Origin of the sequence: Kangiella sp. (assembly GCF_014762745.1) — a bacterium.
Taxonomy (GTDB): domain Bacteria; phylum Pseudomonadota; class Gammaproteobacteria; order Enterobacterales; family Kangiellaceae; genus Kangiella.
The window spans coordinates 1-26990 of sequence record NZ_JABURJ010000065.1; the positions used below are offsets into that span (position 1 = coordinate 1).

Here is a 26990-nt window from a genome sequence, read left to right on the forward strand (position 1 = left end):
GAAATCTTAGTCATGTACCCCTTCAAAATCAAATTTGTTGTGGCACTATATAGCCCCTGAATTATACAACTGAGTCACAAAACACCATGAAAGTAAGCTTAGACTGGGTCGGCGGCCTGAATTTCGTCGGAAAGAACAGCAAACGTCAGCGCGTCATGTTTGGCGGAGAAGGCGATTATGTCTCGCCAATGGAGAATTTATTGATGTCTGCCGGTGCCTGCGCCTCGATAGATGTGGTCATGATTCTGGAGAAAGCGCGTCAGAACATTACTGGTTGCCATTGTGAAATTGAAGCGGATCGTGCTGATGAGCCGCCGCGTCGTTTTACCGATATCAAATTCCATTTTGTGGTCAATGGCAAAGACTTGTCGCCTAAGCATGTACAGAAGGCGATTGACCTGTCAGTTGAAAAGTACTGTTCAGTGATGCATTCATTGGATCGCAATATGCCGATTAAGACCTCATTTGATATTGTTCCTGTATAAAGCGTCTTAGCAAGAAGTGCGCAGTAGCTTCATGAGTTTGTGGCTACTGCGCAATCGGTTATGAGTTGAGTTTATCTGCTGGTTGCTTGGCGACTCTTTGGTGCAGCCAGGCAAGAGCCAGCAACGAAAGACCAAGCCCCATAAAGGAGGCTACGCGCCACAGGCCATCCAGTCCCGCCATATCAATCAGAAATATTTTTCCAATAACAACCGCCAGTAAACCCATACCGGCTCGATAGAGATCCTTGTGATTCCAATGAGCGCCGAGCAGAACGGCTGGGATCGACATCAATAACCAGACTATGGAGTAGCTGTAAATTTCGCCATCGCTGGTTGAGCGACTCAAGGCCAATGAGCTGCCTTGCCACAATTGTCGGATTTCCAGTGTAACGAACAGAAGCAGAGCAATGCCGGCCAGGATCGAAGCCAATCTTTTAAAGTCTGGATTGTGCAGGCGGGCGATGAAGAAGGCCCAGATTACCGGTGCACCGTAGGCCAGCAACAGTAGATTAAAGATTGGTAGGCTGGATACGGTTTCACCACTCCACCACGGATTTTTGATAAAAACTAGAAAGGCGTAACTGGTCAACGCCATGATCAGCAGTATGTTCGAACAGACCCGATAGAAGCTCGTCAGCACATTGCTTAATTGGGCGCGATGGTAATAGATAAGCGCCAAAGCAGACCATAGCGAGGTGTGGATAGAAGCCTCAACAAAGCCGTATTCCTGTATGAAGATCTCACCATCATATAGCCAGTAGCGAAGCTCGGTGGCAAAAGTTAGCACCAATAAATGGAGCGTTGCCGCTTCCAGCCATCGCTTGAGAGGGCTGTCTGGAGCACAGAGTCGGCTGGACAAAAACGCAAACAATGTTGACCCGCCATAGGTATAAAGCGACCAGTGAACATCGGTAGGGTAGTCGGCTAACCAGGGATTCAAAGTCAGGCGAATGACGACCAGTGATAACACCGCCTTGGTAAGAAGCTCCAGCCATGGGTAATGATAGCGCTTAATGAGCCAGCTTAAGGATAGCAGTTGTGCTGCCAATGCCAGTGATAGCAATGCTTCGCGGAATAGCAAAACGGCGGCCAATGAGTAGGCAAAGTGCGCAGACAGGGTTAACCATAAGGCGACGTCGTCCTGTTTGCTTTTTTGCAGCCGCAGACCAGCAACCAGCGCATAAATCAATCCCAGCAACAAGGTGAATGCGCTCCATAGAATGGATGGTGCTTGACCATGAACATGCAGGTAGGCCAATGAAACCCAGGCCAGAGGGGCGATGAGAGCCATTGACACTCGGCTGTGACTGAAGCCGCGACTCTGCCATTGCCAGGCCGCTAAACCTGAATAAATTAGCGTCATGATACTGGCGAAGACGATGAACTGATCCTTAAGGCCGTCCGGCAATACCTGGAATCGGTATCCATTGCTGGCCACAACAGCATCAAAGCCTATCGCAAACCAGACCAGCCATTGGATAATCAATAAGAGCCAGGGGAGCAGGGATAGCGATAGACGCCCTCTGCTGGCAAAAAAGGCAACCACAATGAGGGGTACGGACAGTGAATAGGAGATGGCGGCGTGACTCTGTCGGTACATGGATATACCCCAGGCAATCGTGATCAGCAGTAATACCAGCTGATGCATGGAAACAGGCTGGTTAACAATGCTGAACTTGTGGGTGTCCACCTCGGATGTACTCTGCGGCTTGCGATGTGATAAAAGCCAGTCAAAATAGGGAATCGCCAGTATTCCCCACGCCAGCAAGGCTAAATAGACGCCATGGAATGAGTCAGCCTGATGTGTTGATAATGAAATAAGCCACCAGCCCATTGAGCCGGCAACCAGACTCCACCACAGCCATTCTCGATAAACATAGCGGATCAGCAATAACGCCGAGCCAGTGATAATCAGGGTATAAATCAGAGCCGCTGTCATATTGCCGCTATTGGTGTTAACCAGAATCGGCACAATGTAGGCACCGATCAAGCCCATGATGGCAAGCACCGGCCCATGCAGCAATGCTAATCCCATAGTCATTAGTGAAACCACTGCAAGCAACACGAAAACCCAACCAGGTTGCATAAGCTGATAAATGTGCAAGGCAGCAAGCAAAGCCGCGTAGAGGGTTATGCTGGCACCGCCGGCCAGGGAGGCAAAAACAGGGTCACTTTTACCATTGCGACGACGTAGCCATTCGGCAACAGAGTGTAGGGCCAGACCAATAACGATCGCTAGGGTAATTTGTGTTTTAGGGCCTAATAAGCCGGCACTGATACTGTATTTAACCAGAAAAATGCCCGCCAGTCCGACGCAGATACCACCAAGCCAGATCATCCAGTTATCGACCAAGTTGTCGAGAAAGTTATCGAACCAGCCAGGGCTTGAAATTGGAGTGGTTGCTGTTGCAGGAGATGAGGGGCGCGATGAGTTAGAAGGACGGGTTGGAGTCGGAGCTTTAACCTGGGAGGGTTTGCTCGGTTGTGGTGGCTGTGGCTCGGTTGTCGCGGTTCTAGTTTCAGGAGCATTGGTAGGCTGCGGCTGCTCGACTCTGACCGCCTTGAGTTTAGATAGCTCGTGGGCTAGCCGCTGGTGCTCTTCGTTGAGTTTATTAATGCGAAAGTAAGAAATAAACCCCAGTATTCCGCCAATAAACGCCACCAACAAGAGTAATATTATTATCATGATGAGCGACTCCATAGTCTAATCCCCTAATTCCCTGCAATTGTGATCATTAGAATTTATCTATTGGCAAAATATACCAAGTTCGCTGAGCAAGCAAACAAACGGGCTCAATAAAGCATAAGCGTGCGCCAGTATTAGTTTTTACGAATATAAGATTGAATTCGTAGGTGGAGAGGATTACCCTAGTTTTAGTAAGGGTATATTCTCACCAAGGTGTAACTTGGTATGGCTAGGGGTAGCCAGCAAGAAAGTTAGGTTTTCTATCTCTATGCAAATCTGACTTTTGATTAGCAAAATCTATCTATCTCATAGTTCATTAAAAATGTAAGCGACTCCATGGTGGGAGTATATTCATATGGAACCTTGTATTTTCTTATACAGAAGGAGTCGTAAAATGTTAAAAAAATCAATCCCTCTAATCTCTGCATTGGCAGTGGCGGTGTCTTTAGGAATGGCATCTACTCACGCAGTTGCAGCAGATGAAACAGGGTCCATGGCTAACGAGTATTGGTGGCCTAACAAACTGGACCTTGAACCCCTTCGTCAGCATAGTCCTGAATCCGATCCTTACGGCGATGACTTTGACTATGCCGAAGCATTCAGCAAACTAGATCTGGACCAAGTTAAAAAAGATATCGAAGCCCTGATGACCTCGGATCAGGAATGGTGGCCAGCGGACTATGGTCATTATGGTCCATTCTTCATCCGTATGGCATGGCACGGCGCTGGTACTTACCGTGTGCAAGATGGGCGTGGTGGTGCTGGCGGTGGCCAGCAACGTTTCGAGCCGCTCAACAGTTGGCCAGATAACGTCAGCCTGGATAAAGCACGTCGTTTATTATGGCCAGTGAAACAAAAATATGGTCGCAGCCTTTCCTGGGCTGATTTGATGGTATTAACTGGTAATGTAGCTCTTGAGTCAATGGGCTTTAAAACCTTCGGCTTTGCCGGTGGTCGCGTCGACCAATGGGAGCCTGATATCGTCTATTGGGGTCCTGAAAAAGAGTGGCTGGCTGACAAACGCTACAAAGGTGATCGCAAATTGGATAACCCACTAGCTGCAGTGCAGATGGGTTTGATTTATGTAAATCCTGAAGGCCCTAACGGCAACCCTGATCCATTATTAGCCGCTAAAGATATTCGTGATACCTTTGGTCGCATGGCGATGAATGATGAAGAAACAGTGGCACTTATCGCTGGCGGTCACACCTTCGGTAAAGCGCACGGCGCACACAAGCCAGGCGATTGCCTGGGGCCTGACCCAGCGGGCGCGCCTATCGAAAATCAGGGGCTTGGCTGGGAAAATAAATGCGGTAAAGGTAATGCCGAAGACACGATTACCAGTGGCCTGGAAGGTGCCTGGTCGGTGAACCCAATTGCCTGGACAACCCAATACTTTGATAACCTGTTTGGCTTTGAGTGGGAGCAAACTCGTAGTCCAGCCGGTGCTGTTCAGTGGATCCCAAAAGACGGTCAGGCGGCAAACCTGGTTCCTGATGCACACGTTGAAGGTAAGCGCCATGCACCAATCATGTTTACCACAGACTTATCGCTCAAGTTTGACCCAGAGTATCGCAAAATTTCGAAGCGTTTCCATGAGAATCCAGAAGAGTTCGAGTTGGCATTTGCCAAAGCCTGGTTCAAATTGACGCATCGCGATATGGGCCCTAAAGCACGCTATCTTGGTAGCGAAGTACCAAAAGAAGATTTGATTTGGCAAGACCCGGTGCCAGCGGTCGATTACACCTTGATCGATGAAGACGATATCGCAGATCTTAAAGAAAAGATTCTTGACTCAGGCCTAACGGTACAGGAGCTGGTCAGAACGGCCTGGGCTTCAGCGGCAACCTTCCGTAACACTGATATGCGCGGTGGTGCAAATGGTGCGCGCTTACGTCTTGCGCCGCAAAAAGACTGGCCAGTGAATGATCCAAAAGAGTTAGCGAAAGTACTGAAGAAACTTGAGTCGGTGCAGAAGAGTTTTAACAAAAGCTTGAAGAGCGGCAAGAAAGTATCGTTAGCTGATGTCATCGTATTGGGTGGTGCGGCAGCGATTGAGAAAGCAGCGAAAGACGCCGGCTATGATGTCACTGTTCCGTTCCAACCTGGTCGCACTGACGCCACAGCAGAAATGACCGAAGTGGATTCGTTCCAGTACCTTGAACCAAAAGCTGATGCATTCCGCAACTACTTTGGTGAAGGTAACCGTTTATCGCCAGCACAGATGATGGTCGATAAAGCCGATACCTTAGGCCTGACTGTGCCAGAAATGACGGTATTGGTTGGTGGTATGCGTGCACTGGGTGCTAACACCGGCGGTGTTAAGCATGGTGTCTTCACTGATAAACCAGGTGCCTTGACCAATGACTTCTTTGTGAACCTGCTAAGCATGGACACCAAGTGGTCAAAAGCAAAAGGTACAGAAGGTTTATACGAGGGTAAGGATCGTAAAACAGGCAAAGTGAAGTGGACAGCCACTCCAGTTGACCTGATCTTCGGTTCAAATTCAGAGCTTCGCGCTGTAGCAGAAGTTTATGCACAAAGTGACTCGAAAGAGAAATTTGTAAACGACTTCGTTGCCGCCTGGAGTAAAGTAATGACTAATGATCGATTTGATCTAAAATAATTACTTAACTGTAATTTAACGGTAAGATAAGAAACCACCTGCGGGTGGTTTCTTTTTGGTTGTGCAGGAAAAGAATATAAACCAAATGTTTAAAGTTTGTTATTCCCGCCTTCGCGGGAATGACATATTTGGTTAGTAAGTGGTAATAATGGACTGGGTAATAGCACTAGAATTATGACAGAATATAAAAAAGGTATACTGATATTAACGTTCTTCACAGTGTTGTCAGGCTGCACCTTATCAGCCAACCAAACACAGGAAGAATCAAAAAAACAACAGAGCGCCCAATCAGTTGCGACTAGTTCTGTCTCGAAAGAATTGATAACTCAAGGGGCAAAATATTTTCGTTTCCGCTGTGGCGGTTGCCATGAAATGAGTGCCGAAGCAGGCTCCAGCTTTGGCCCGCATCTGGAAGGTATTATCGGTAGGCAAGCTGGAGCGGTGGAAGGCTATGATTATTCCAAAGCATTAAAAGAAGCTGACTTTGTGTGGACTGAAGAAGTGATGGATAGCTGGTTGGCAAAACCTGAATCATTGCTGCCAGGTATGTGTATGACCTTTAAAGGTGTGCCCGACGAAGACGTGCGTAAAGCCATGATTGCCTTTATGAAAGAACCAGAGTAATAGAGTGTATACAGAGTAATTAAAGAGTAATTAAACTTGTGTCCGGGTACTTGCCTGTCCATAATCCAAAGGCTTCTGCACCTTGCTCAATCAACATGCCCAACCCATCAAACTGTTGTTGAGTGTAATTCTTGGCGGCAGCTAAAAAATTCTCAGCCTTTGCACCATAGTTTAAGTCATACGCGACAGCGTTTTTATCGAAGCTAATCTGTGATAAAAACTGCTCTGCATTAAAACTGACAGAGTTAACCACCAGGTCTACTGCAATATCATTGGTATAAAGTTGAATATGCCCGAGATGTTGTAACGCATCGGCCATGGTCTGTGCTTTACTTTGTGTGCGATTGATTAAATAGACTTCAAAACCATCGAGCAACAAAGCCTGAGCGATGCAACGAGCCACACCGCCAGCGCCTAACAAGACTGCACGCTTATTATTAAAGTCGAGTTGCTTGTGATGCAGGTCTTTAACAAAACCAATGCCATCGGTACTGTCGCCTAAGATACCTTCTTTGGTCTTCACTAACGTATTAACGCTTTGCGAATCTTCGGCGCGCTGAGTAACGATGGTGGCATATTCTAATGCTTGCTGTTTGAATGGTGCGGTAACATTAAGGCCATAGCCGCCGCTTTGGAAAAAGTCATTAAGTACACGCTTAAAACCTTTAGCAGTTGGACAGATTTTTCCGTACTGAATATTGATAGCCAATTGCTGGGCAAACTGCTGATGCAGTTGCGGTGACATGCTGTGCGAAATTGGGTTGCCGACCACGCCAAGGCGTAATGGACGATTAGGATCAATAATATTACTCATACAAAAACTCTAACCGATTAAACCAAAAATAATATACAGCACAATACTGATACCGCCGGCGAACATAGCGTAAGGCAACTGGGTTTTAACGTGATCCAGAAGGTCGCAACCGGCAGCCAACGACGAAATCACGGTGGTATCGGAAATCGGCGAAGCATGATCACCGAAAACACTGCCGCCAAGAACTGCGGCCAATACCAGCGCAGGCGAAATACCAAGTGCCACCGCCAGCGGAATGGCAATCGGAATTAAGATGCCAAAGGTGCCCCATGAGGTTCCAGTGGTGAATGAAATAAATCCAGCCAACACAAAAATCAGCGCAGGGATAATCCATAGCGGCAGGAACTCACCCACAGCGCCTGCCACAAACTCACCGGTTTTTAAATCCGTCATGGAATCAGACAATGCAAAAGCCAGCAGCACTAAAGTCACCAGTGGCAATAAATGGCCAAGTCCCTTAAAAGACTCCTCCATCAGTTCTTTGGTTTTGCGTTTGGCATCAAAGCGAAGCAAACCGAAAATCAATAGCGTCGACAGGATTACTGACCATAAAACGGATTCGGAGCCCGAGCCCTGACGCAAATCGCCATCGCCAGTGATATACATAAACACCAGAATACTGATGACCATAAAGGACAAGGGCCATAGCATGTAGCGTTTCTTGGTGGCAGGCGGTAAAGGCTCGCTCGGTACTTCCAAAGCCTTTGACTCTTCCGCTTTCATAGGGCCGTAAACTTTTCCAGTATAGACGGTATAAAAAGCGATGAGCAGAGTCACAATGGCGTAGAAGTTCAAACCAATGCTGGTCACCAGCACACCAGTGGGATTGGCAACGCCGGTTTTCTCAACATGACCCAAAATCGCCGCGCCCCAGCCATTAAGCAGAATCAACACACTAATCGGCGCACAGGTAGAATCGATAATATAAGCCAGACGCGCACGGCTCATCTTGAATTTATCGAATAACGCCTGCGAGGAAAGCCCAGCGGTTAACACACTCATATTGGTATCAATAAAGATGCTGCTGCCCAGAATGGTCGGCAACATACCTGCCCGTCGCTGGTTATGAACATACTCTTTGCGCGTCAGCCAGTTGACCAGCGCCGACACCCCACCAGAAATCTTAATCAACTGAATCAAAGCACCGATTAACAGACTGAACATCAAAATCCGTGTGTTGTAGGCGCTCGAAAACACATTAACCAAACGGTCAACGGTATCGGTAAAAGCATGGATAGGATTACCGCCGACTAGAATCAGCTCAGCAGTGAAAATGGCCATCAACAGAGCGATGATGACTTGACGTTTCCAGACAGCGATTAAAATCGCTACAATGGGTGGTAGGATGCTTAACCAGGACATAAAGGTAATGGTTTTGTTATTCGAGTTTTCCGTCAAAGCACCATATAGCAATCATCAGGTAAATTCAATGCAAGAGAAAACCAGCCCCAAACGCTTCGTCGCCGGCGCTGTCTGCCCTAAGTGTCAGGTCATGGACACCACCGTCTGCTATTACGAAGACGACATCTTCGTCCGCGAATGCACTGAATGCGGCTTTCATGAAAAAATTGGCCACGACGAAGAACCAGAAGATAAATCAAAACCGCAGATTATTAAGGTTAAAGAGTTATAGGGGTATAAATAGAAATTCTGAGTGTGTTGAGTGGCGCTTTGAGTATCGAACGTGGTGATCTTACCGACATGTCATTCCCGCGAAAGCGGGAATCCAAAACAGAGCTTGTAAAAAAAAGATATTAATAATAGAGTCTTACGTAAGGACTAATAGAATGAAATGTTATAAAAAGGAAGCTTAGAAATTGATTCCAAAACTAAATCAGTCAGGGGTTTTACCTCCATTTATTCCAGAGCAGGGACCAACAGTTCCTGCATCTATGGCACCTTATCGCTCAACAATAACTGATTTTATCAACCGTTTTGCTTTTACTTCTGAAAGAAGAATAATTTTAAAAGGTCTTCTGGAGTACCGACAAAAATTAAGAGAGATTGGAATAACGAACGGTTTTCAATGGTTTGACGGTAGCTTTGTGGAAGATGTAGAGCAAAATAGAGGTAGACCACCAGCAGATTTAGATTTAGTCACTTTTGCTGAACGACCAACAGCAGATACAAAGGAATGGAGGAATTTGGTTAATAATAACAAAGAACTTTTCCTTCCTGATCTGTCTAAAAATAAGTATCTTTGTGATGCATATTTTGTAGATCTTAATACAAATCCAGCACACATCGTAAGTCATACTAGATATTGGTTTGGGTTATTCTCTCATCAAAGAGACTCATATCTATGGAAGGGTATGATAGAGATCCCTATTCAGTGTTCTGATAGTGAAGCATTGAAACTTCTAGAGAAGGAGATAGCTGATGCCTAAAAAGTTAAACATAGATAGCTTATCTTCTGAAATCACAACCGTTAATGAACTTTTGCAAAGCGCTCATCAGGCAGGTGATATAGTTGGTGAAATGCAGCTGGAGCATCGTCTCAATGAATTGACAAAAAAACTAGAAGCCTTAAGAGAAAAGAATATTATTGATAACAGTGCCAGTATAGCTTTATTCTTTGGTGGGCAGCCAGTGTTAGGTTCGAAAGGAATTGCGGCGGAATTTGCTGGACTAGCGCTTGAACAATTTCAGAACCTAATCGCAAAGGTTTTTGCTACCAGCGAAGTTGGTGAACTTGGTGAAAGAGGAAAGGTACCACTTAAAGGAAACTCTGAGTTGATGGTGACAGGTCTTGCAAGAGGCTCTTTTGGATTTGTTCTAGACGAAATGAGTGAACAAAGTGAGCTGGAAGCATCACAGATGTCACATGTTATTGATAAAGCGGCCTTTATACTAAGGGATACAGCGGCTCAAGATGACGCTATTTTTGAATCATTATTGGATGATCTAGATTCCAGAACTTTAATAGCCTTAAAAGATTTATTCGCAAATTTAGACAAAAACAAAGCAACGATTCGGGTAGTGGAAAATGATTTAGATTTCACGCTGGATGTTGCGGCAGTGCATCGAGCTAGGGTCCGGACAGAAGCTACCTCAATTGATGAAAAAACTATTGAGATTGAGGGTACCCTTGTAGGGTTTTTGCCAGAGCATAAAAAGTTCGAACTTCGGGATAAAAAACAGAACTTAATTTATGGTTCTGCTACAAAAGAAGCTGTTGAACAGTTTTTAAAAGCTACAGAATCAGTAATTGGCAAAAAGTGCTTGGTAAAGGTGTCTGTAAAAACAGTTGCTCCACTTAACAGGCCATCAAAAGATGTGATGCGTTTAATTGAGTTTCTTCGTTTAGGTGAAACTCAATAAAAGTCACTGGATACCGCGGTCAAGCCGCGGTATGACAAGTTATTAACCCTTTTCTGTTAAGTCGCCTATCAAGTCGTATTCCCGTCTTGGTTTTACTTCGTTAGCCAAGCCTTTTTGATATTCTTCCTGTGCCTGGATTGGGTGGCCGAGTTGGTTGTAGGCCTGGGCGAGGTAGTAGTGGGCTTCGGCGGATGGAATGATGGCGAGGCTTTGTTCGAAGTAGTTTTTGGCTTTACCCCAGAGCTGTGCTTTAAGAGCTAACTTTCCGAGGGTGTTTAGGAGCACGGCGTTATGTGGTTTTTGTTTCAGCCAGCCTTCGGCGTAGGCCAATGTTTTATCCGGCTGTGGTGTTTCGATGTTGCCAAACAGTTGCACCAGTTGGTCTTGCCAATGATGTTTAATGGCATCTTTAACCAGTACTTCGAGTTCTTGATCCTGTTCCAGTTGCGCCAGAGCCTTGCCGTAAGTGAGTTCCAACTCTGGCGATTTCCTAACATGTGTAGGAATACCATTCCAGAACCCTGAGAGTTTGTCGAAGTTGGCGGTTTCAGCCTCTTTTTGCAGCTTATGATTCCATGCCATAACTTCAATCGCATTCAGTTTATCGCCATCAAAAACACGGTTTTTGCGTAGCTTTGGCAGGATGTTGATGACGTGTTGCCAGTCACTCAAGCGGGCATATAACTGATAGAGTAGTTTTAGAACATAAGGATGATGCGGCGATATGTCTCGTAGGTGGCTTAGCGTAGCAAGTGCCTGTTCGTATTGTCTGTGCTGCATTTGCAATTGCGCCTGGGTCAGGCCAATTGCGACCTGGGCATCAGGTTGTGTCTTAGCAGCAATATGCAAATAGTGATCGCGTGCTTTATCATTGCCCTGTTCTTGTGCAGCGCGGGCAGCAGCCAAATAGTTGACCAATTTTGTGTTACGAATTTTGGCGCCGTTGATTAATAATTTTTCAGCTGTTTTCCAGTGGCCTTCGGCCAGAGCGATCATACCGTCGATGGTATTTTGTCGAGCTTTACGCAGGTTGCGGTCACCGAACCAGTTGAGAGTCAGGTTGCTGGTACGCAATAAATAACGAATCAATAACCAGACCAACCATAATAAAACCAGCCCCAAAACAAGTAGGCCGAGCGCAACATTGTTTTTAAATTCAATGGCTGTTTTATCCAGCAGGATGTAGGTAGAGCCGGGGATTTTGCTGATCAGCGGGCCAATAATCAGACCACCAAACAGGCCAAATAATAAATACCATTTTAATTTCATTGCGCTGCCTCCTCGGAGGTTGCTGGCGCTGTTTCTTGAGCAGGTGCTTCCTGTATTGACTCTGGTTCACTCTGTGGCATAGAGCGTGAAGTTTGTCGACCGGTCATCTGCTCAATCACACGCAATGATTCCAATTGTTGCGGCAAGTTTAGCGCCACGCTCATCTGCACTAACTCATCCAGCTGCTGCATGAATGCGGTAGTGGTTGCCGGTTCGCTTTTGAAATATTGGCTAACCCAGTCTTCAATTTCGCTAAGCGCGCTTTGGTACATGGCATCATTGTGTTGAATGGCAGCCAGTTGCGCGGTCTGTAAATTTAACAGAATGTTTTGGCGCAGCAGGGCATCGTGCTGTGGTGAGATAAAAGGCTTCATCGATTCGTCGTAGCGATGCACTGTGTAGTACTGGCTCAGCGCGGAACTGAAAGAGTCTTTAAAGCGTTGCCAGCCAGACGTTTCTTCTTCGATGGTGACATCAGTAGCTTCGGCTGTTTCAGCTTCTTCGCCATCGGGCAATTGCACCGTAGCTAACTCAAGCTCTTCCACCAAGGGTTTTAGGCTTTGCAACTTGATGATAACGCCTTCGATATCCAGTGCGCCGCTGGCACGCACGGCATTAATGTCATTGCTAATCGCCTGACGCAAAGATTGCAGGCTGGAGTCGTTCATGGCTAACACCTGACGGTCAGCGGCCTGTAGTAAAGCAACGATGGTTTTAGCATTGTCGGTATATTGCAGCTTGTAGGAAGCCTGACGGATCAGATATTCGGCTTCGGCCAGCATCCATTGATTCTGTTGTTCGTCGGTGGAAGTGATTTTCTGTTGGGTTTCTCTTAATTCTTTTTGTAGCTGTTCAAGCTGTAGAGAAAGTTGATGGTTGACCTGCGACAGCTCATTGGCCTGCTGCCTGCTATCACTTTCTAAACTGTTGATAACATTTTGTTGCTGCTGCACCTGCTGATTGAGTTGATCAAGCGTACTGGCTTTGTTTTGCGCCGTCTGATAATTGTTCCAAAGAGTCCAGCCGTAATAGCCGCCTGCACCAATAATCGCCAGAATAATAACGATGATAATCCACTTGATGGGCAATGATTTTTTGGCAGTCGAAGCATTAGCTGGTGGTGTTTTTTTGCCAGAGTGAGCATCAGAGTGAGCGCCTGAGCTAGTAGCCTTTTTGTTTTGAGTGGTTGTTGATGGAGAATCACTGGAGCTTTTATCTGACTTGGCAGAGCTACCAGCCTTAGAGTCATTGCTTGAGGTCGCTTTGTTGTCGTCCTGGCTGGCAGGCGTGGTCTCTTGCTTAACCGTATCTTTTGCGTCCTTATCCTTTTTGCTCATAGGTTCTCTCTCGTTAGTTATTCGTTATCAGGAATAAAACATTACCGGCTGAATTGCGCGAATTCTGAGTCAGGGCTTTTGCCACTCGGAACAGGCGCGAATGATTTCAGCGTTAGATGCGTCTTTTGCAGTATAACAATTTGTATAGCCCTTTTGTCGAGCCAAATCACTAATTCGCGCGCTACCACCGATAATAGCAACCTGTTCGGGTTTAATCCCGGCAGTTGATAGCATTTTATCGCTCAGTTCGAGAATTTGGCCACTGGTGACGACCCAGCCAATAGGTTTGGCTGCGCTTGCCTGTTGTACGGCTGGAGGCAGAGTTGCGGTTAATTCAATGCGGTGATAGACCGGCAAAACGCCAAGCTGATAAGGACCACTCAGTTCCTGTTCCAGCAGGCCGCGTCCTTTATCACCGCGAATCAGAAGGATCGGATAATCGGCGGGCAATGAGAATTGATTGATTAATGTCAGAATGCCTTCGCTGTCCGGTGTTTTCGGAACCAAAGCTGACAGGCCATAAGGTTGTAATGCTTTTTGGGTGGCTTTGCCGACGGCAATCAGGGTGTGGCCAAGAAACTGATCGAGCTGCTCTTGGCTGAGATGTTTTAATGCAAAATCCACCGCCTGCTTACTGACGAAAATCCACAGCTTGTGCTGTTTCAATAAGGCTAATTGCTGTTCAGGCGAGTGATCGGTATTAGCGGTAAAACGGATCAGCGGGCAATGAATGGCTCGATAACCATGTTCATTGAGTTCCTGGCATAGGCTCTCGCCCATTGGAGAAGGGCGAGTAACAATAACGGTTGGCGAGTTAGCCATAGATCGGGGTGCTCTCTAGTGCTCAGCAGTAGCTGCCAGCTCTTGAATCAGTTCACGCGCGCCAAGCTCAAGCAATTCCTGCGATACCTTTTGACCAATCGCCAATGCATCTTGCGCTGGGCCTTCGGCGCTGGCTTCGATAATTTGCTGGTCAAGGCCACCGACCAAAGCGCGCAACGACAGGGTGTCATTGTCGATAGTGGCAAAAGCGGCTACCGGCACCTGACAGCTGGCCTGCAAGGTTTTGGTAATGGTGCGCTCGGCAAGCACGCGCAGGCTGGTGGTGTCATCCTGCAAGGGTTTGAGAATGGCGTCCAGCTCAGGGTCATTGGTGCGTGCTTCGATGCCCACAGCGCCCTGGCCCGGTGCGGGTAGCATCAGTTCTGGCTCGAACTGGCTGCGAATGCGTTCTTCCAGACCTAAGCGCTTAAGGCCAGCGGAAGCCAGCACGATGGCATCATAGTTGCCGTCATCCAGTTTGGATAAACGGGTACCAACGTTGCCGCGCAGGTCAGTGATCTTGAGATCAGGGCGAGCTTTCAATAATTGAATTTTACGACGCAAGCTTGAGGTGCCGACATTGGCACCACAGGGCAAATCATCCAGATTATGGTATTTGTTGGAAACGAAGGCATCGGTTGGATCTTCGCGTTCGCAAATCACCTTGAGTTCTAACCCTTCCGGAAATTGGTAAGGCACGTCCTTCATCGAGTGCACCGCGATATCGGCACGACCCTCGAGCATCGCCTGCTCCAGTTCTTTTACGAACAAGCCTTTGCCGCCGATCTTGGTCAGTGGCGTTCCTAGAATCTTGTCGCCCTGTGTAGTCATGGGCACCAGTTCGACAGTCAGATCAGGGTGCAGTTGTTGTAAGCGGGATTGAACGTACTCAGCTTGCCACATGGCTAAGGGGCTTTGGCGGGTGGCGATGCGCAGGGTTGAGATACTCATAATGGAATTGTTAACTCTTAACGGTTAGATGCTTGCAGCGTTCAGATATAATCGCGGATCTTAGCATAGTTAAAGACTTATCTGCCTATTTTAGGCAGAATTTGCGGTCAAAAATTGACGTACATCAGGCTGATGGCGACGGCTGATTTCAGGTTTATGCTTGCTGTGCTCAATCAGCGCCAGACAGTAGTTATCATCCTGCTCCACGCCGACCAGATGTTGGCGATTGACCAGAGTGGAGCGATGGATACGAATAAAGTCATGGGTAAAGCGTTGCTCCAGCTCTTTAAGACTGTCGCTGGTCAGCAACATTTCTTTAAGCGTATGTACTTCGGTATATTTTTGATCGGAATGGAGGAACAGAATCTGATCAATGGCCACGCGCCTGACCGAGTCGCGTTCGCGAATGGTTAAAAAGCGTTGATTTTGGGTGGTCTGCGTTTGCGGTAGCTTTTGTAGCGCTTTATTCAGACGTTCCTGCCGAATGGGTTTGAGCAGGTAATCCTGCGCATCCACATCAAAAGCCTGTAGCGCATATTCGTCATAGGCGGTGGTGAAGATGATATAGGGCTGGTGGCTGGTCCGATTAAGTTGTTTGGCAACCTGCATGCCGTTCATGACAGGCATTGAAATATCAAGAAACACCAGATCAGGCTGTTGCTGTGCGATAAGTTCCAGCGCCTGCTGGCCATTCTCAGCTTCGCCAACAACGGTCAGCTGCGGATGGGAATCCAGCAATCGCTTGAGGCGCTGGCGTGCTGGCTGTTCATCATCAACTATCAATACAGAAATCATAATTTTCAGTTTAAGCGTTTTGGAATGGTCAGGGTGCAATAAAAACGGCCATTGGCCTGATGATAATTAACCGATGCCTTATTGCCAAATAGAACATCCAGTCTTTGTTGAATATTGCTCAAGGCCAGCGAGTTGCCCTTGTGATTTTTTGCGTCACTTTCCGGCAATGGGTTAATCACTTCAAGCTGGATATGCTTTTGATAGCTTATCCCTTTAATAATAATTGAGCCGCCCTCTGAGCGTGCCTGAATACCATGATACACCGCATTTTCAATAATCGGTTGCAGCAGCAGCGGCGGCACTAACAAGTTGGAATCGATGGTTTCGGTCTGCCACTCAAAACGCAACTTGTCGCCAAGGCGTTGTTTCTCAAGATTCAGGTACTGGGTGCAAAGATGTTTTTCTTCGCTGAACGGAATCAGCACATCGGAGCGTTGCATGCTGGCGCGGAAAATGTCCGCCATGTCGAGAATCATGTGCTCGGTTTTCACAGGATCGACAATCGCAAGATTGGCCAGTGTGTTGAGGCTGTTAAATAGAAAGTGCGGACGAATACGCGATTGCAGAGCCTGGATTCGTGCCTCAGCCTCAGAGCGAATACGACGCAGACCTTCTTCACGTAGATAGAAATAGCGGAAGAAAATACCGCTGACAATCAGCGCGATAAAGAGATTGCGCAGTAAAAACCATAATGATGGCTGTTCACTTAAATAGAAGCTGATCAATAGGCTATAACTTAAAGTGACCAGTAAAATGACACCAATGGCCAAGGCTGAAAAAAGTTGTAAGTTGACGTTCGGCAGTTTCAGCAGAATATAACGCCTGAGCAGACAAAGAATGCCAAGGCTTGTCAAAGAGGTCCAAAGAATGAACAGAGAATATAAACTGAGGTGGATCCAGAATTGCTGTTGCCAATTGGATGTGGCAAAACTGAGCAACAGGGCCAACAGAACGCTGGCAATCACAATCAAATAAACAGTGGCCGCCTGACAGAAATCAGGCAGAGGGTTGAGAGAGCTGATGGCTTGTTTATTTGGCTTCATGCGCTAATAGTCGCGCAAAAGTACAGGAAAATCCATAAGTTAGTGTAAAAATAAAACTTATCCGGCAAATTACCGCAGCTAAATCCTTGTATAAAATTTCAGCAAATGTCACTTGCGGCTACTCAAGCTAAGTTTTAGGATAGAACCATCGGCAGTTGAGCCGAGCCTTGGCCTGCTCGCAGGCTTAGTTGAAGGAGTCGACATGGAAGCAATACAAGTATTCGACTGGATAGGACGACACAAGAAAACTATCCAGGCCTATATCATTCCCGGACTGGTGGTTCTCGCTGGTCTGGTTTATGCGCTGGTCTATGCCACTGGCGGCATCAAATACGTTTATTCCCACTCAATGTACATCCCTATTCTGCTGGCCGGTTTTATTTTTGGGCTTAAAGGTGGAATTTTAATGGGGCTGTTTGCTGGTTTTGTGTTGGGGCCATTCATGCCCATCAATGTCGAGACCGGCGAAATGCAGCAAACTGCCAACTGGCTCTATCGTACCGGCTTTTTTGCATTGATTGGCGCTTTCAGTGGCGCGGTCAGTGATGGTGTTGCCTATTATATGCGTCATCTCAAGTGGTTATCGCGGCATAACGATGCGACCGAGCTGCCCAATCGCAGCGCCTTGTTTGACGAGCTAAAAGGCTTGCGCGATAAACGCAAAAGTGACAGCTCGATTTATCTGGTACTGGTCTCAATAGAAAACACTCTGGAATTAAAGTCAGCTTTTGGCTTTGATGTCATTGACCAGACCACCAAGCAGTTGGCTGAAAGATTGCAGGAATGCAACGGGGGGCAGGTGGCCTATCATACCGACACTGCTCAGTTGGCTTTAGTATTAATGGGTAGCGAAGAACATAATCAAAAAGTACTGGAACAGTTAAGTGAGGCAGTGCAGGAGCCTGTGTTGTTCAATGAAATTCCAATCCACATTGAAGCACGCATGGGTTATGACGCGCTGAACAAAATCAAAAAAGATCCCCATGTTTATCTGCAACGTGCAGAAGCCGCTTTGGCGCTGGCGCAGGAGCGCGATCAGGATGTAACTGCTTTCAGTCCTGAGATTGTCAGTAAAACCGAAGAAAACCTGGTGATTCTTGGGGAGCTGAAAAATGCACTGAATAATGGCCAAATCAGTTTGCATTATCAGCCAAAAATAGACCTGAGCAATGGCAATATTTGTAGCGTAGAAGCATTGATGCGCTGGGAGCACCCCGAACGCGGCATGATCCCGCCGGGCTTGTTTATTCCTCGGGCTGAACAAAGTACCCTGATTCAATTAGTCACCGAATTTGCACTGGAGCAGGCGCTAAGCCAAATCAAACACTGGAAGAAGCAGGGCATTGAAATACCAATCGCGGTCAATATCTCAACTCGCAACCTGCTACATCCACACTTTACCGATCTGGTTTTATCATTGCTCGAAAAGTATCAGCTCAGCGGGGAATGTCTGGAGCTCGAAGTCACGGAAGGTTCATTGATGGTCGATATGGAAAAAACCATTGATGAGCTGGTTCGCCTGGCTGGAGCGAAAATGACCATCTCGATTGACGACTTCGGAACCGGCTATTCGTCGCTGCAATACCTGCATCGACTGCCAGCGTCCCTAATCAAAATAGACCAATCCTTTGTTCGCCGCCTGCCAAATGACAAAGGCGCAGCCCATATTATCGACGCTGCGGTTACTCTTGCTAAAAAAATGGGCATCGAAACCATCGCCGAAGGCGTCGAAAGCCGAGAAGTGTATGACTACCTGCGTCATATCGGCTGTAATATGGTGCAGGGATATTACATATCAAAACCACTGCCAGTCAGAGAGTTCACCGACTGGTATATGCAGCGACATGGTGTATATGGGTAGGTTTTTAGATAATGACCAAGTTGCATGTTAGCACCAATAAACCCCTTTTGATTGAGTTGAGTATGAATCAAGTCATAGCAATTCAAAACAGGAAGTTTTGAATAACAAAATTCGGGCCAAGGATGGAACGTATTTTGTGGTGCGTAAAGTGGCTTGGTGAATACGAAAGTAGTCTCGCGCAGTGAGACCTCAATCACGGGGTGTCTTTTCTTTTCGTCCCTTTTCTTTAGACAAGTAAAGAAAAGGGACTCGCCGAGGGGCGAAAAACTATGTTAAGGGATGAGAACAAGGTTCAAACACTTCTGAATCAACAGAACTAAAAAATAATCACCAACTACCCCAAAACCTCTTCTATATACCTTCCCAATGCCTGTATTTCTTCTAAACATACCGCATGTGGCATAGGGTAATCGCTCCACTGGACTTTAAAGCCATTCTCTTCAAGCACTTTGGCGCTGAATTGGCCGCGCTGCATCGGTACGACGGGATCTTGTTGGCCGTGGGCCATGAAGATGGTTGTATCGAGATTGGCGTCGGACTTTTCGTCAGCCAGTTTGTCTGGAATGGTCAGATAGGTTGATAGGGCGACGATTCCGGCAAGCTTTTGATTAAGGCGTGTGGCCAGGTGCAAAGTCACTGCGCCGCCTTGCGAGAAGCCTGCGAGGATAATTCTGTCTGCTGGGATACCTTGCTCAATTTCATGTTTGATCAGTTGTTCAACTTGCTCGGCAGATTGGCGGACGCCGGCTTCGTCTTCACGTTGTGACAGATCGGCGTTACGAATATCGTACCAGGCACGCATCTGATAGCCGCCATTGATGGTGACCGGAATGACCGGGGCATGGGGGAAGACAAATTTAACACCAAGTTCTGCAGGGAGCTTTAACTCGGGCACAATCGGCTCGAAGTCATGACCATCGGCGCCAAGACCGTGCAGCCAGATAACGGTGGCTTTGTGAACGGAAGTCGGTTCAACGGTAACGTAAGGAAGTAGTTCAGACATAATTTAAGCTTATAGTTATAAAGTGATGGTCACTGACTCGCCCGATTGCTGAGTCATTACGCGTGAAAGTAATTGGTTCAGAGGCTCCTGATCTTTATCGGTCACCCATTGGTCATCAACCCAGTCCAGATGGTAGCCGCCATCTTTGGCTGCCAGCCATAATTGCTTAACAGGAGTCTGGCGATTGATGATGACTTTGCTGCCATTTTCCAGTGTGATGGTCAAAATTCCACCGCTGGTTTCGTAGTCGATATCAAGGTCTAACTCGTCCAGTGCTTCTTCAATGGCAATCAGGGTGTCATCAACCTGTTGATTGAATTCAGATTCAGTCATAGCGATTCCTAATAATCTAAATGATTAATGCTGCCACATTGTGCCAGATTGCCAGCTTAGGGTTAAGCTAAAATAGCGAATTGCGGCTGATTTTAAGAGCGATGTGAACTTGCAGGAAACCGCAAGCTGTAGGAAGATAGGGCTAATTCTCAAATTGATGAAAATACTCGACACACAATGTGTAAAAATCGAATTGGACAGTTATTAGCACTGTCGTTGTTGGCTCTGGTAATGTCTGGCTGTGGTCAAAAAGGTGATTTATTCTTGCCTGAAAGTGAGGAAGTAGAAAAAGCTACTCCTGAGAAGGAAGCACCTGACGAGCGAGACCCGAAAGACGGACCTATCATGGAAACTGAACAACAGGCTGAGCAGGAGTCTGTTCAGTCAGAAGGTGAGCAGCCATGATCATGCCATTCAGTAAAATGCAGGGTCTTGGTAACGACTTTGTGGTGGTGGATGCGATTTCGCAGCCGGTTTATTTGAATCAGGGTCAAATAGCGAATCTGGCCCATCGGAACTTTGGTATAGGCTTTGACCAATTGTTGATTGTCGAAGCACCGCAACATCCGGAGTCGGATTTTCACTTCCGGATTTTTAATGCGGATGGCAGCGAAGCGGGGCATTGCGGAAATGGTGCTCGTGCGGTGGCAAAATATGTGCGGCAAAAAGGCCTGACCTGGAAAAAGCAACTGCGTTTGTCGACTAATACCGCGACCATGCAGGCGACGTTGGAAGACAATGGCCTGATTACCATCGACATGGGTAAGCCAAGATTGGAGCCAGCACAGATTCCGCTGCGATTTGCTGAAAAACAAACCCTGTACTCAATTGATGCTGGTGGCATCAGTTATAAAGTCGGTGCGGTATCCATGGGTAATCCACATTGTGTGCTAAAAGTTGATAATGTGGAAAAGGCACCAGTACAAACGGTGGGTCCAATATTAAGCCAGCACAACTATTTTCCGGCGCAGGCCAATGTTGGTTTTATGGAAGTCGTCGATCGCCAGAACATAAAGCTTCGTGTTTATGAGCGCGGCGTTGGTGAAACATTAGCTTGCGGTACAGGAGCCTGTGCTGCAGTAGTGGTTAGTCGCTTGCAAGGACTGACCGATGAAAAAGTTAAAGTAACATTGCCTGGTGGTAGTTTATGGATCACCTGGCAAGGTGAAGGATCAACAGTATTGATGAGCGGTCCTGCAAAGGTGGTTTTTGAAGGACAGGTAGAAATTTAATAATAACAATAGAATTAGTTGGGAAATCGTTTTAGTAATCTATTAAGGGAATAACTTTTCGGGGAAGTAAAATGACAGAAGGCAATTCAGCAGAAGATAGAGTTAAAAAAGAACAGGAAGTTGCAGCATATTTGGCGCAGCATCCAGAGTTTTTTGAGCACCATCAGGAGCTGTTAGAGAAACTGAGATTACAACATAAAGTGTACGGCTCAGTATCTCTGGTAGAGCGTCAAATTCTAGGCTTGCGACACAAAGCCGAAAAGTTACAGTCGCAGCTCAATACCTTGATAGACAATGCACACAGTAACGGCGACCTGTTGAATAAGTGTGCTGAATTATTCGTTGCCATGATTTCAGCCCACTCCAAACAGGAAATGGTTGATCGTTTGCTCGAGCATTTACGTGATAACTTTGAGTTGGACAATGTTCAATTGTGGTTATGTGATGATGCGGGAACATTGCATCATGTGAATTACGGCGATATTGGTATGATTCGTCAATTGACCGACCAGCACTTCATTCAAAATGATCCCGTCTGTGGTCGCGTCACTGAAAGTATTTCGCAATTGTTTGGTGGTGATCATGAACTCGAATCCTATTCAATGATACCACTTGGCGAGAATGGCCATACCGGCGTGATCGCGCTGGGTAGTAAAAATGTTGATTTATTTACTGCCGACATGGGCACATTATTTTTACGCTTGATTGGTGACGTAACCGAAGCCTGTTTGGCACAACAGGAGAGTTAACTTTAACTGCTGACCATGGAATCTGATATTCAACGCTATCTGAACAGGCTACTGCATGAAAAGCGCTATTCAGAACACACGGTCAATAATTACCGACGTCAGCTGGAAAAATTATTAGCCTTTTGTCAAAACGCCGGCTACAACAACTGGCATCAAATCACTACCCAGGATATTCGAATGCTCATTGCCAAACAACATCGGCAAGGAGCATCGCCTTCTACTTGCGCTTTACTACTATCCTCTTCGCGACGTTTTCTTGAGTTCTTGTTGAGCGAAAAGAAAATTAAAGTTAATCCAGCTGTTGGTGTGCGTGGGCCAAAAAAAGCAAAACGTCTGCCTAAAAATATCGATGTCGATAGCCTAAATCATTTTCTCGATCAAATGCCGGAAGATGAGCCATTGCAGATACGTGATAAGGCAATGATGGAGCTGCTCTATTCTTCAGGCATTCGATTGGCAGAGTTAAGTGGAATGGACGTCAATGATTTGAGTTTTTCCGATCAAATGCTGCGGGTATTGGGTAAGGGCAATAAAATTCGAGAAGTGCCCTTTGGAAATAGCGCTAAAACAATTTTAGCCAGTTGGGTAAAAGAGAGAAATCAATTGGTAAAGAGTGCCAGTGAAAAAGCACTCTTTGTCAGCCAGCAAGGAAACCGTCTAACCAATCGTGCCATTCAGCAAAGACTGGCTCATTGGGGCAAACAACTTGGATTAAATGATAGACTTCATCCACATAAATTACGCCATTCCTGTGCAACCCATGTTTTAGAATCATCCAGCGACCTGCGAGCAGTACAAGAATTACTGGGTCACGCCAGCATATCAACGACGCAAATATATACGCACCTGGATTTTCAGCATCTAGCTAAAACCTACGATGCTGCACACCCAAGAGCCAGAAAAAAGAAAGAATAAGCAATGACAGAAAAGATAAAAGAAATAGATTGGGCAAAAGTGAAAGTCATAAGCTTTGATCTGGATGATACCTTATGGGATAACCAGGGAGTCATCGAAAAGTGTGAGCAGGACTTACTAGAGTTTTTGGCAAAAGAACATCCGCCTATTGGTGAAACATTTGATGTGGCTGGCATGCAGGCGATATCAAAAAAACTATTAGAAGAAGATCGTCCAGAGCTCGATAACATGACCGTCTTGCGCAAAGAAATGATTCATCAGATGCTCGAACAAACCGGTGGCGACAAGGGATTAATCAATCCAGCCTTCGCCATCTTCTATGGTTGTCGTAGCCAAATAAAGATTCCACAGCTTACTTACGACCTGTTATCCGCACTCAAAAATAAATATAGTCTTTTCGCCACCAGCAACGGTAATTCCAATTTGTATGCGTTGGGTTTAATGGATTATTTTGAACATCACTTCATTGCAGGTATTCATGGCCGCGCCAAACCATCACCCGAAATGCTGCGTAAAATTTGTGACATAAAAAACATAGAACCACAAGAACTTCTCCATATCGGCGACAGCTATGAAACCGATATTAAGAGTAGCATCGCCGCCGACTGCCAACATCTAGAAATACATGTGAAAGATATTAGGAAGTTGTATGAGTGGTTGGTTAGTTTATTTTCTGTCATGCCGCGGCTTGACCGCGGCATCCAGTGACTTTATCTCTTTCCTCAACTAATGGTTTCGCAAGCGAAACTCGATTCGTATCCGCCAAGCCACTTAACGCAGGGTCTGCCCCTTTGGGTACCGTAGAATACGTTCCATCTGGCTAAAGGGAATTGCTGAGGTTACAGATTGTTAGTCGAGCAACGTACCTCTTGCCAATTTTTCAGCAAGTCTTTCTTTTGTGTCATTTTCCAACAGTTCGCCGTGGTTTAGTAGAAGGTTCAAATAGAACTCGTAAACATCTTGGTCTTCTATTATCCAACCAACTTGACTGTTTAAAAGGCAAATTTCAGCAAGTTCATTTGCTTGAGACTTATTAAACTCTACATATTGATCAAGCTTAGCAATAGCATTATGTGTATTGGTGAAATTGCTGCTACTAGCAAGCGCACGTATGGCAAGCTCTTTTTCAAGCTCGCTAGCAAGCTTTATATCAGGGTAATGCTCTTTGAAAAACTCAGATAGTCGACGATAAAAGTGAGCTTCTTCTTTTTTCTTTTGTCGTCATTCATCACTTAAAAATTCTTTAAGTTTAGTGTTATCGAGAACAGAATAATAATCTTTATCATCAGCGACAAGATATAATTTTTCGTTATTAGTAACTGAATAAAGCAAGCACTCCCAATTTATAGCATCGCCTAGTGAGCCATCTTTTCCGGGTGGGTTTCCAACATCCATTCTTAATTTGGCTTTGTTGACAAGATCGTCAGTAGTTGGAATAAGGTGAGCCTGTTCGAAAAGCTCATCAATCTTTTGATCAGCTTTAAGTGTTCTATTTACAACATCTTCATTAACTTTTTGAATTAAGGAAGAAATTTTTTTATCAAAGTCTTTCTGTAGCTCTCTTATCTCCGGGTACTCATCATACTCTTTGCAGATTTGCGGGAATTGGGGTTTTGTTTTTTGTTCTTTTAGTTTTTTTAGTGCTTCTGATATTTTTGATTCTCTATTACGTTTAAATTCATCTTTTACTTGCTCTGTGAGCCATAGGGTCACATCACCTTTCTCAATAAGAACAGCTAACTTATGAATCTCTTCTAGATCATCATTAGAAAGGTGGAAAAAAGATAAAAAAACGTTAGTGTCTATAAAAAGGTTCACATTCACTCCATCCTTTTTTTATTGTTTACTATTATACCAATTGATTCTTAAGACTTTATTACCATTAGTTTTGCTTTACAAGTTGCGATTTAGGATCAAACTTTCAGGCTTGCTCTAATAATCCCCTTAGATTGAGCTGAGGAGTAGACAAGACATAGCAATTCAAAACAGGACGTTTTGAATAGTAAAATTCGGGCCAGGGATGGAACGTATTTTACGGTGCGTTAAGTGGCTTGGCGGATACGAAGGAAGTAGAGCGAAGCGAAACCTCAATCTCGGGGTGTCGTTTCTTTTCGTCCCTTTTCTTTGGACAAGCAAAGAAAAGGGACTCGCCGAGGGGCGAAACGACTAATTGAGGGAGAGATAAAGTCACTGGAAGAAGGAGTAGGTTCGAGGCATGCCAGTTCCCCGATGGTAATTAGTATAGGTGTGCCAAGGCACACCCTACAAAAGATATTAGATCCTGAATCTAGTTCAGGATGACAAAACTTATTAAAGTTTTGAGATATTCTCCGCCATACCTTCTATTAATCGAATCTTTGCTTCGTGGCTGGCCCATGCGATGTGGGGTGTGATGTAGGTGTTGGGTACGTCGTCTTGCAGCAGTGGGTTGTCGGGGCTGGGTGGTTCGACGGAGAGTACGTCGAGGCCGGCGCCGGCGAGTTTGCCACTTTTGAGTGCATCGGCCAGGTGTTGTTCGTTGATGATGGGGCCGCGGGCGGTGTTGATGATGAAGCTGCCGGTTTTCATGAGATCGATGAAGTCTTTGTTGACCAGCTCGGTTGTTTCTTTGGTCAGTGGGCAGTGGATCGATACGAAGTTGGCTTGTGGTAGTGCTGTGTGTAATGGCACCTGGTTGTCGCGCATGGGGCGGCCGGGGATGTTGGCAATAATGACGCGCATGCCAAATGCTTTGGCTAATTGTTCGACTTTTTGTGCGATGTTGCCGTAGCCAATTAAAACTAAAGTTTTGTCGGCCACTTCCATGGTTGGGAAATCGGTCAGGGTGAACATGCGGCTTTCTTGCCAGGCACCTTGGCGCGTTAAGTTAAAATGATCACTGGCTCGGGTGGCAAAATTGAGTATGAATTGCATGGTCAGCTGCGCCACGGCAAAGGTTGAATAGTCGGCGACGTTAAAGCACTGAATGTTCTTTTCTTTAGCGGCTTCCAGATCGATATTATTCATGCCGGTGGCGGCCAATTGGATGGCTTTCAAATTGGGTAGCTGATCCATGAGTTCGCGATCGATCACGACTTTGTTGGTAATGATGACGTCCGCATTCTGACAGTGTTCAAGACGTTGCTCGGGGCTGGTTAAGCCATACAGTTTGCACTCGTCGAAGCATTCCACGAGCGACGACAAATCTACTTTGGCTTTTTGTTGTTCGGTATCTTGCCAGTTCCCTAAGGTATCGGCATCAAGAAAAACTGCGCGCATAAAATCGTTCCTGTCTAGAAATTCAAGTTGTATATTTATCGTATCGAGAAAGCCAGCTTTCCCAGTTTGCCAAAATCGGCATCGTATTGACCACGCTCAGCGGGAATCATGGGGCCTAATGCGCCGGTGATCAAGAGGTTGCCTTGGCTGACCGGATAGCCGGTTTTAAGGCTACGATTGATCAACCAGGCCAGCGCCTGCCATTGATCGCCCATGGCGTCGGTTGCTTTGCCTTCGATCACGGTTTTTCCATTGCGAGTTAAAACCGTGCTGATTTGATTGATATCTAATGTGTTCACATCAATAGGTTTTCCTACCAACACGCTATTAGAGCCCACATTATTTACAATCAGGCCATGTCCGGAAACATTCTCAGGGTCTTCAAAGCGTAGGTCTGGCAATTCAATCACAGGTACCACACTTTTGATCATGGCGGGTAGCTGCTCGGCGGTTACCAGCTGGGTGATGTTTTGATTGAGGATAAAGCCGATTTCAGTTTCCAACATCAGGTTAGTGTAATTGCTTAGCAGATAGGCACTTCGATCGAAAGCGAGCCCTTGCTGAAATAGTGCACCGGCTATGGGTTCACTGACATCAAATTTCTTTTGACCTGCTTCGCTGGTGAGTCCGGCTTTGTAGCCGATAACAGGAAAGGCAACTCCTTGAACTAATTGATATTGTAATTGGTAGGCTGACTCTAGATCGTCAGCAGATGGATTCTTATCTGGTGCATTAGTGGAGACGCATGCGACAACTAATGACGAGAAAACGATGCTAATACCGAGCAGTGCTTTTTTCATAGTGGCTTTTTCCCTACAATAGGCCGATTATTTTCAATAGAAGCAAGCATACCCTAATGGATGCCA

The 26990-nt window shown here is 46.1% G+C and carries 26 protein-coding genes; 12 read left to right on the forward strand and 14 right to left on the reverse strand.

Annotation, left to right across the window (positions count from 1 at the left end; genetic code table 11):
• Nucleotides 1-86: 86 nt before the first annotated feature.
• Nucleotides 87-485: an OsmC family protein gene (locus HUJ19_RS04770; RefSeq protein WP_290622561.1), complete on the forward strand. Its 399-nt coding sequence runs from the start codon at nt 87-89 to the stop codon at nt 483-485.
• A gap of 58 nt (nt 486-543) precedes the next feature.
• On the opposite strand, the gene HUJ19_RS04775 is transcribed toward HUJ19_RS04770, so the two are convergent.
• Complete coding sequence (locus tag HUJ19_RS04775; RefSeq protein WP_290622562.1) at nt 544-3171, reverse strand: DUF2339 domain-containing protein; 2628 nt, start codon at nt 3169-3171, stop codon at nt 544-546.
• 394 nt (nt 3172-3565) lie between these two features.
• Between HUJ19_RS04775 and katG the strand changes: the two genes are divergently transcribed.
• Both katG and HUJ19_RS04785 read left to right on the forward strand, forming a co-directional pair.
• Complete coding sequence (gene katG, locus HUJ19_RS04780) at nt 3566-5797, forward strand: catalase/peroxidase HPI (RefSeq protein WP_290622563.1); 2232 nt, start codon at nt 3566-3568, stop codon at nt 5795-5797.
• A 174-nt stretch (nt 5798-5971) separates the two neighbouring features.
• Nucleotides 5972-6421, forward strand: coding sequence for a c-type cytochrome (locus HUJ19_RS04785; RefSeq protein WP_290622564.1), 450 nt, complete (start codon nt 5972-5974; stop codon nt 6419-6421).
• A gap of 19 nt (nt 6422-6440) precedes the next feature.
• On the opposite strand, the gene aroE is transcribed toward HUJ19_RS04785, so the two are convergent.
• Complete coding sequence (gene aroE / locus HUJ19_RS04790) at nt 6441-7235, reverse strand: shikimate dehydrogenase (protein WP_290622565.1); 795 nt, start codon at nt 7233-7235, stop codon at nt 6441-6443.
• A gap of 9 nt (nt 7236-7244) precedes the next feature.
• Complete coding sequence (locus HUJ19_RS04795) at nt 7245-8597, reverse strand: Na+/H+ antiporter NhaC family protein (RefSeq protein WP_290622566.1); 1353 nt, start codon at nt 8595-8597, stop codon at nt 7245-7247.
• 67 nt (nt 8598-8664) lie between these two features.
• Between HUJ19_RS04795 and HUJ19_RS04800 the strand changes: the two genes are divergently transcribed.
• From HUJ19_RS04800 to HUJ19_RS04810, 3 genes are all read left to right on the forward strand, one after another.
• Nucleotides 8665-8868, forward strand: a complete 204-nt coding sequence (locus HUJ19_RS04800) for a YheV family putative zinc ribbon protein (protein WP_290622567.1) — start codon at nt 8665-8667, stop codon at nt 8866-8868.
• A 184-nt stretch (nt 8869-9052) separates the two neighbouring features.
• Nucleotides 9053-9622: a hypothetical protein gene (locus HUJ19_RS04805; protein WP_290622568.1), complete on the forward strand. Its 570-nt coding sequence runs from the start codon at nt 9053-9055 to the stop codon at nt 9620-9622.
• On the forward strand, nt 9615-10556 hold the full coding sequence (locus HUJ19_RS04810; protein ID WP_290622569.1) for a hypothetical protein: 942 nt from the start codon (nt 9615-9617) through the stop codon (nt 10554-10556). Before HUJ19_RS04805 ends, HUJ19_RS04810 begins: the two co-directional genes overlap by 8 nt.
• Before the next feature lie 42 nt (nt 10557-10598).
• On the opposite strand, the gene HUJ19_RS04815 is transcribed toward HUJ19_RS04810, so the two are convergent.
• From HUJ19_RS04815 to HUJ19_RS04840, 6 genes are all read right to left on the reverse strand, one after another.
• Nucleotides 10599-11825 carry a heme biosynthesis HemY N-terminal domain-containing protein gene (locus tag HUJ19_RS04815; protein WP_290622570.1) on the reverse strand — a complete coding sequence of 409 codons (1227 nt, stop codon included), beginning with the start codon at nt 11823-11825 and terminating at the stop codon, nt 10599-10601.
• The gene (locus HUJ19_RS04820) at nt 11822-13162 is read right to left on the reverse strand and encodes a uroporphyrinogen-III C-methyltransferase (RefSeq protein ID WP_290622571.1); all 1341 of its coding nucleotides are present in this window, start codon (nt 13160-13162) and stop codon (nt 11822-11824) included. The genes HUJ19_RS04815 and HUJ19_RS04820 overlap by 4 nt, the downstream gene beginning before the upstream one ends.
• A gap of 69 nt (nt 13163-13231) precedes the next feature.
• Nucleotides 13232-13984 carry a uroporphyrinogen-III synthase gene (locus HUJ19_RS04825; protein ID WP_290622572.1) on the reverse strand — a complete coding sequence of 251 codons (753 nt, stop codon included), beginning with the start codon at nt 13982-13984 and terminating at the stop codon, nt 13232-13234.
• 15 nt (nt 13985-13999) lie between these two features.
• Nucleotides 14000-14935: a hydroxymethylbilane synthase gene (gene hemC / locus HUJ19_RS04830; RefSeq protein ID WP_290622573.1), complete on the reverse strand. Its 936-nt coding sequence runs from the start codon at nt 14933-14935 to the stop codon at nt 14000-14002.
• 90 nt (nt 14936-15025) lie between these two features.
• Nucleotides 15026-15730 carry a LytTR family DNA-binding domain-containing protein gene (locus tag HUJ19_RS04835; RefSeq protein WP_290622574.1) on the reverse strand — a complete coding sequence of 235 codons (705 nt, stop codon included), beginning with the start codon at nt 15728-15730 and terminating at the stop codon, nt 15026-15028.
• 5 nt (nt 15731-15735) lie between these two features.
• Nucleotides 15736-16773: a sensor histidine kinase gene (locus HUJ19_RS04840; protein ID WP_290622575.1), complete on the reverse strand. Its 1038-nt coding sequence runs from the start codon at nt 16771-16773 to the stop codon at nt 15736-15738.
• A 202-nt stretch (nt 16774-16975) separates the two neighbouring features.
• Between HUJ19_RS04840 and HUJ19_RS04845 the strand changes: the two genes are divergently transcribed.
• Entirely contained in the window at nt 16976-18634 is a 1659-nt protein-coding gene (locus HUJ19_RS04845) for a bifunctional diguanylate cyclase/phosphodiesterase (protein ID WP_290622576.1), read from the forward strand.
• Nucleotides 18635-18968: 334 nt separating this feature from the next.
• Here the strand turns inward: HUJ19_RS04845 and HUJ19_RS04850 are convergent, their stop codons facing one another.
• Complete coding sequence (locus tag HUJ19_RS04850) at nt 18969-19637, reverse strand: dienelactone hydrolase family protein (protein WP_290622577.1); 669 nt, start codon at nt 19635-19637, stop codon at nt 18969-18971.
• A gap of 15 nt (nt 19638-19652) precedes the next feature.
• Nucleotides 19653-19970: an iron donor protein CyaY gene (gene cyaY / locus HUJ19_RS04855; RefSeq protein WP_290622578.1), complete on the reverse strand. Its 318-nt coding sequence runs from the start codon at nt 19968-19970 to the stop codon at nt 19653-19655.
• A 177-nt stretch (nt 19971-20147) separates the two neighbouring features.
• Between cyaY and HUJ19_RS04860 the strand changes: the two genes are divergently transcribed.
• From HUJ19_RS04860 to HUJ19_RS04880, 5 genes are all read left to right on the forward strand, one after another.
• Complete coding sequence (locus tag HUJ19_RS04860) at nt 20148-20375, forward strand: lipoprotein (RefSeq protein WP_290622579.1); 228 nt, start codon at nt 20148-20150, stop codon at nt 20373-20375.
• Nucleotides 20372-21202 carry a diaminopimelate epimerase gene (gene dapF, locus HUJ19_RS04865; RefSeq protein WP_367273969.1) on the forward strand — a complete coding sequence of 277 codons (831 nt, stop codon included), beginning with the start codon at nt 20372-20374 and terminating at the stop codon, nt 21200-21202. Before HUJ19_RS04860 ends, dapF begins: the two co-directional genes overlap by 4 nt.
• Before the next feature lie 71 nt (nt 21203-21273).
• On the forward strand, nt 21274-21951 hold the full coding sequence (locus tag HUJ19_RS04870) for a DUF484 family protein (RefSeq protein ID WP_290622581.1): 678 nt from the start codon (nt 21274-21276) through the stop codon (nt 21949-21951).
• Between the two features lie 15 nt (nt 21952-21966).
• Nucleotides 21967-22866: a tyrosine recombinase XerC gene (gene xerC / locus HUJ19_RS04875; RefSeq protein ID WP_290622582.1), complete on the forward strand. Its 900-nt coding sequence runs from the start codon at nt 21967-21969 to the stop codon at nt 22864-22866.
• A gap of 3 nt (nt 22867-22869) precedes the next feature.
• Nucleotides 22870-23574 (forward strand): HAD-IA family hydrolase, encoded by a 705-nt coding sequence (locus tag HUJ19_RS04880; protein ID WP_290622583.1) that lies wholly within the window; start codon nt 22870-22872, stop codon nt 23572-23574.
• 513 nt (nt 23575-24087) lie between these two features.
• Here the strand turns inward: HUJ19_RS04880 and HUJ19_RS04885 are convergent.
• The 3 genes from HUJ19_RS04885 to HUJ19_RS04895 form a co-directional block, all read right to left on the reverse strand.
• Nucleotides 24088-24684, reverse strand: a complete 597-nt coding sequence (locus HUJ19_RS04885; protein ID WP_290622584.1) for a PIN domain-containing protein — start codon at nt 24682-24684, stop codon at nt 24088-24090.
• A gap of 492 nt (nt 24685-25176) precedes the next feature.
• Nucleotides 25177-26124, reverse strand: a complete 948-nt coding sequence (locus tag HUJ19_RS04890) for a D-2-hydroxyacid dehydrogenase (protein WP_290622585.1) — start codon at nt 26122-26124, stop codon at nt 25177-25179.
• Nucleotides 26125-26159: 35 nt separating this feature from the next.
• Nucleotides 26160-26924, reverse strand: coding sequence for a 4-oxalocrotonate decarboxylase (locus tag HUJ19_RS04895; protein ID WP_290622586.1), 765 nt, complete (start codon nt 26922-26924; stop codon nt 26160-26162).
• Nucleotides 26925-26990: the final 66 nt, after the last annotated feature.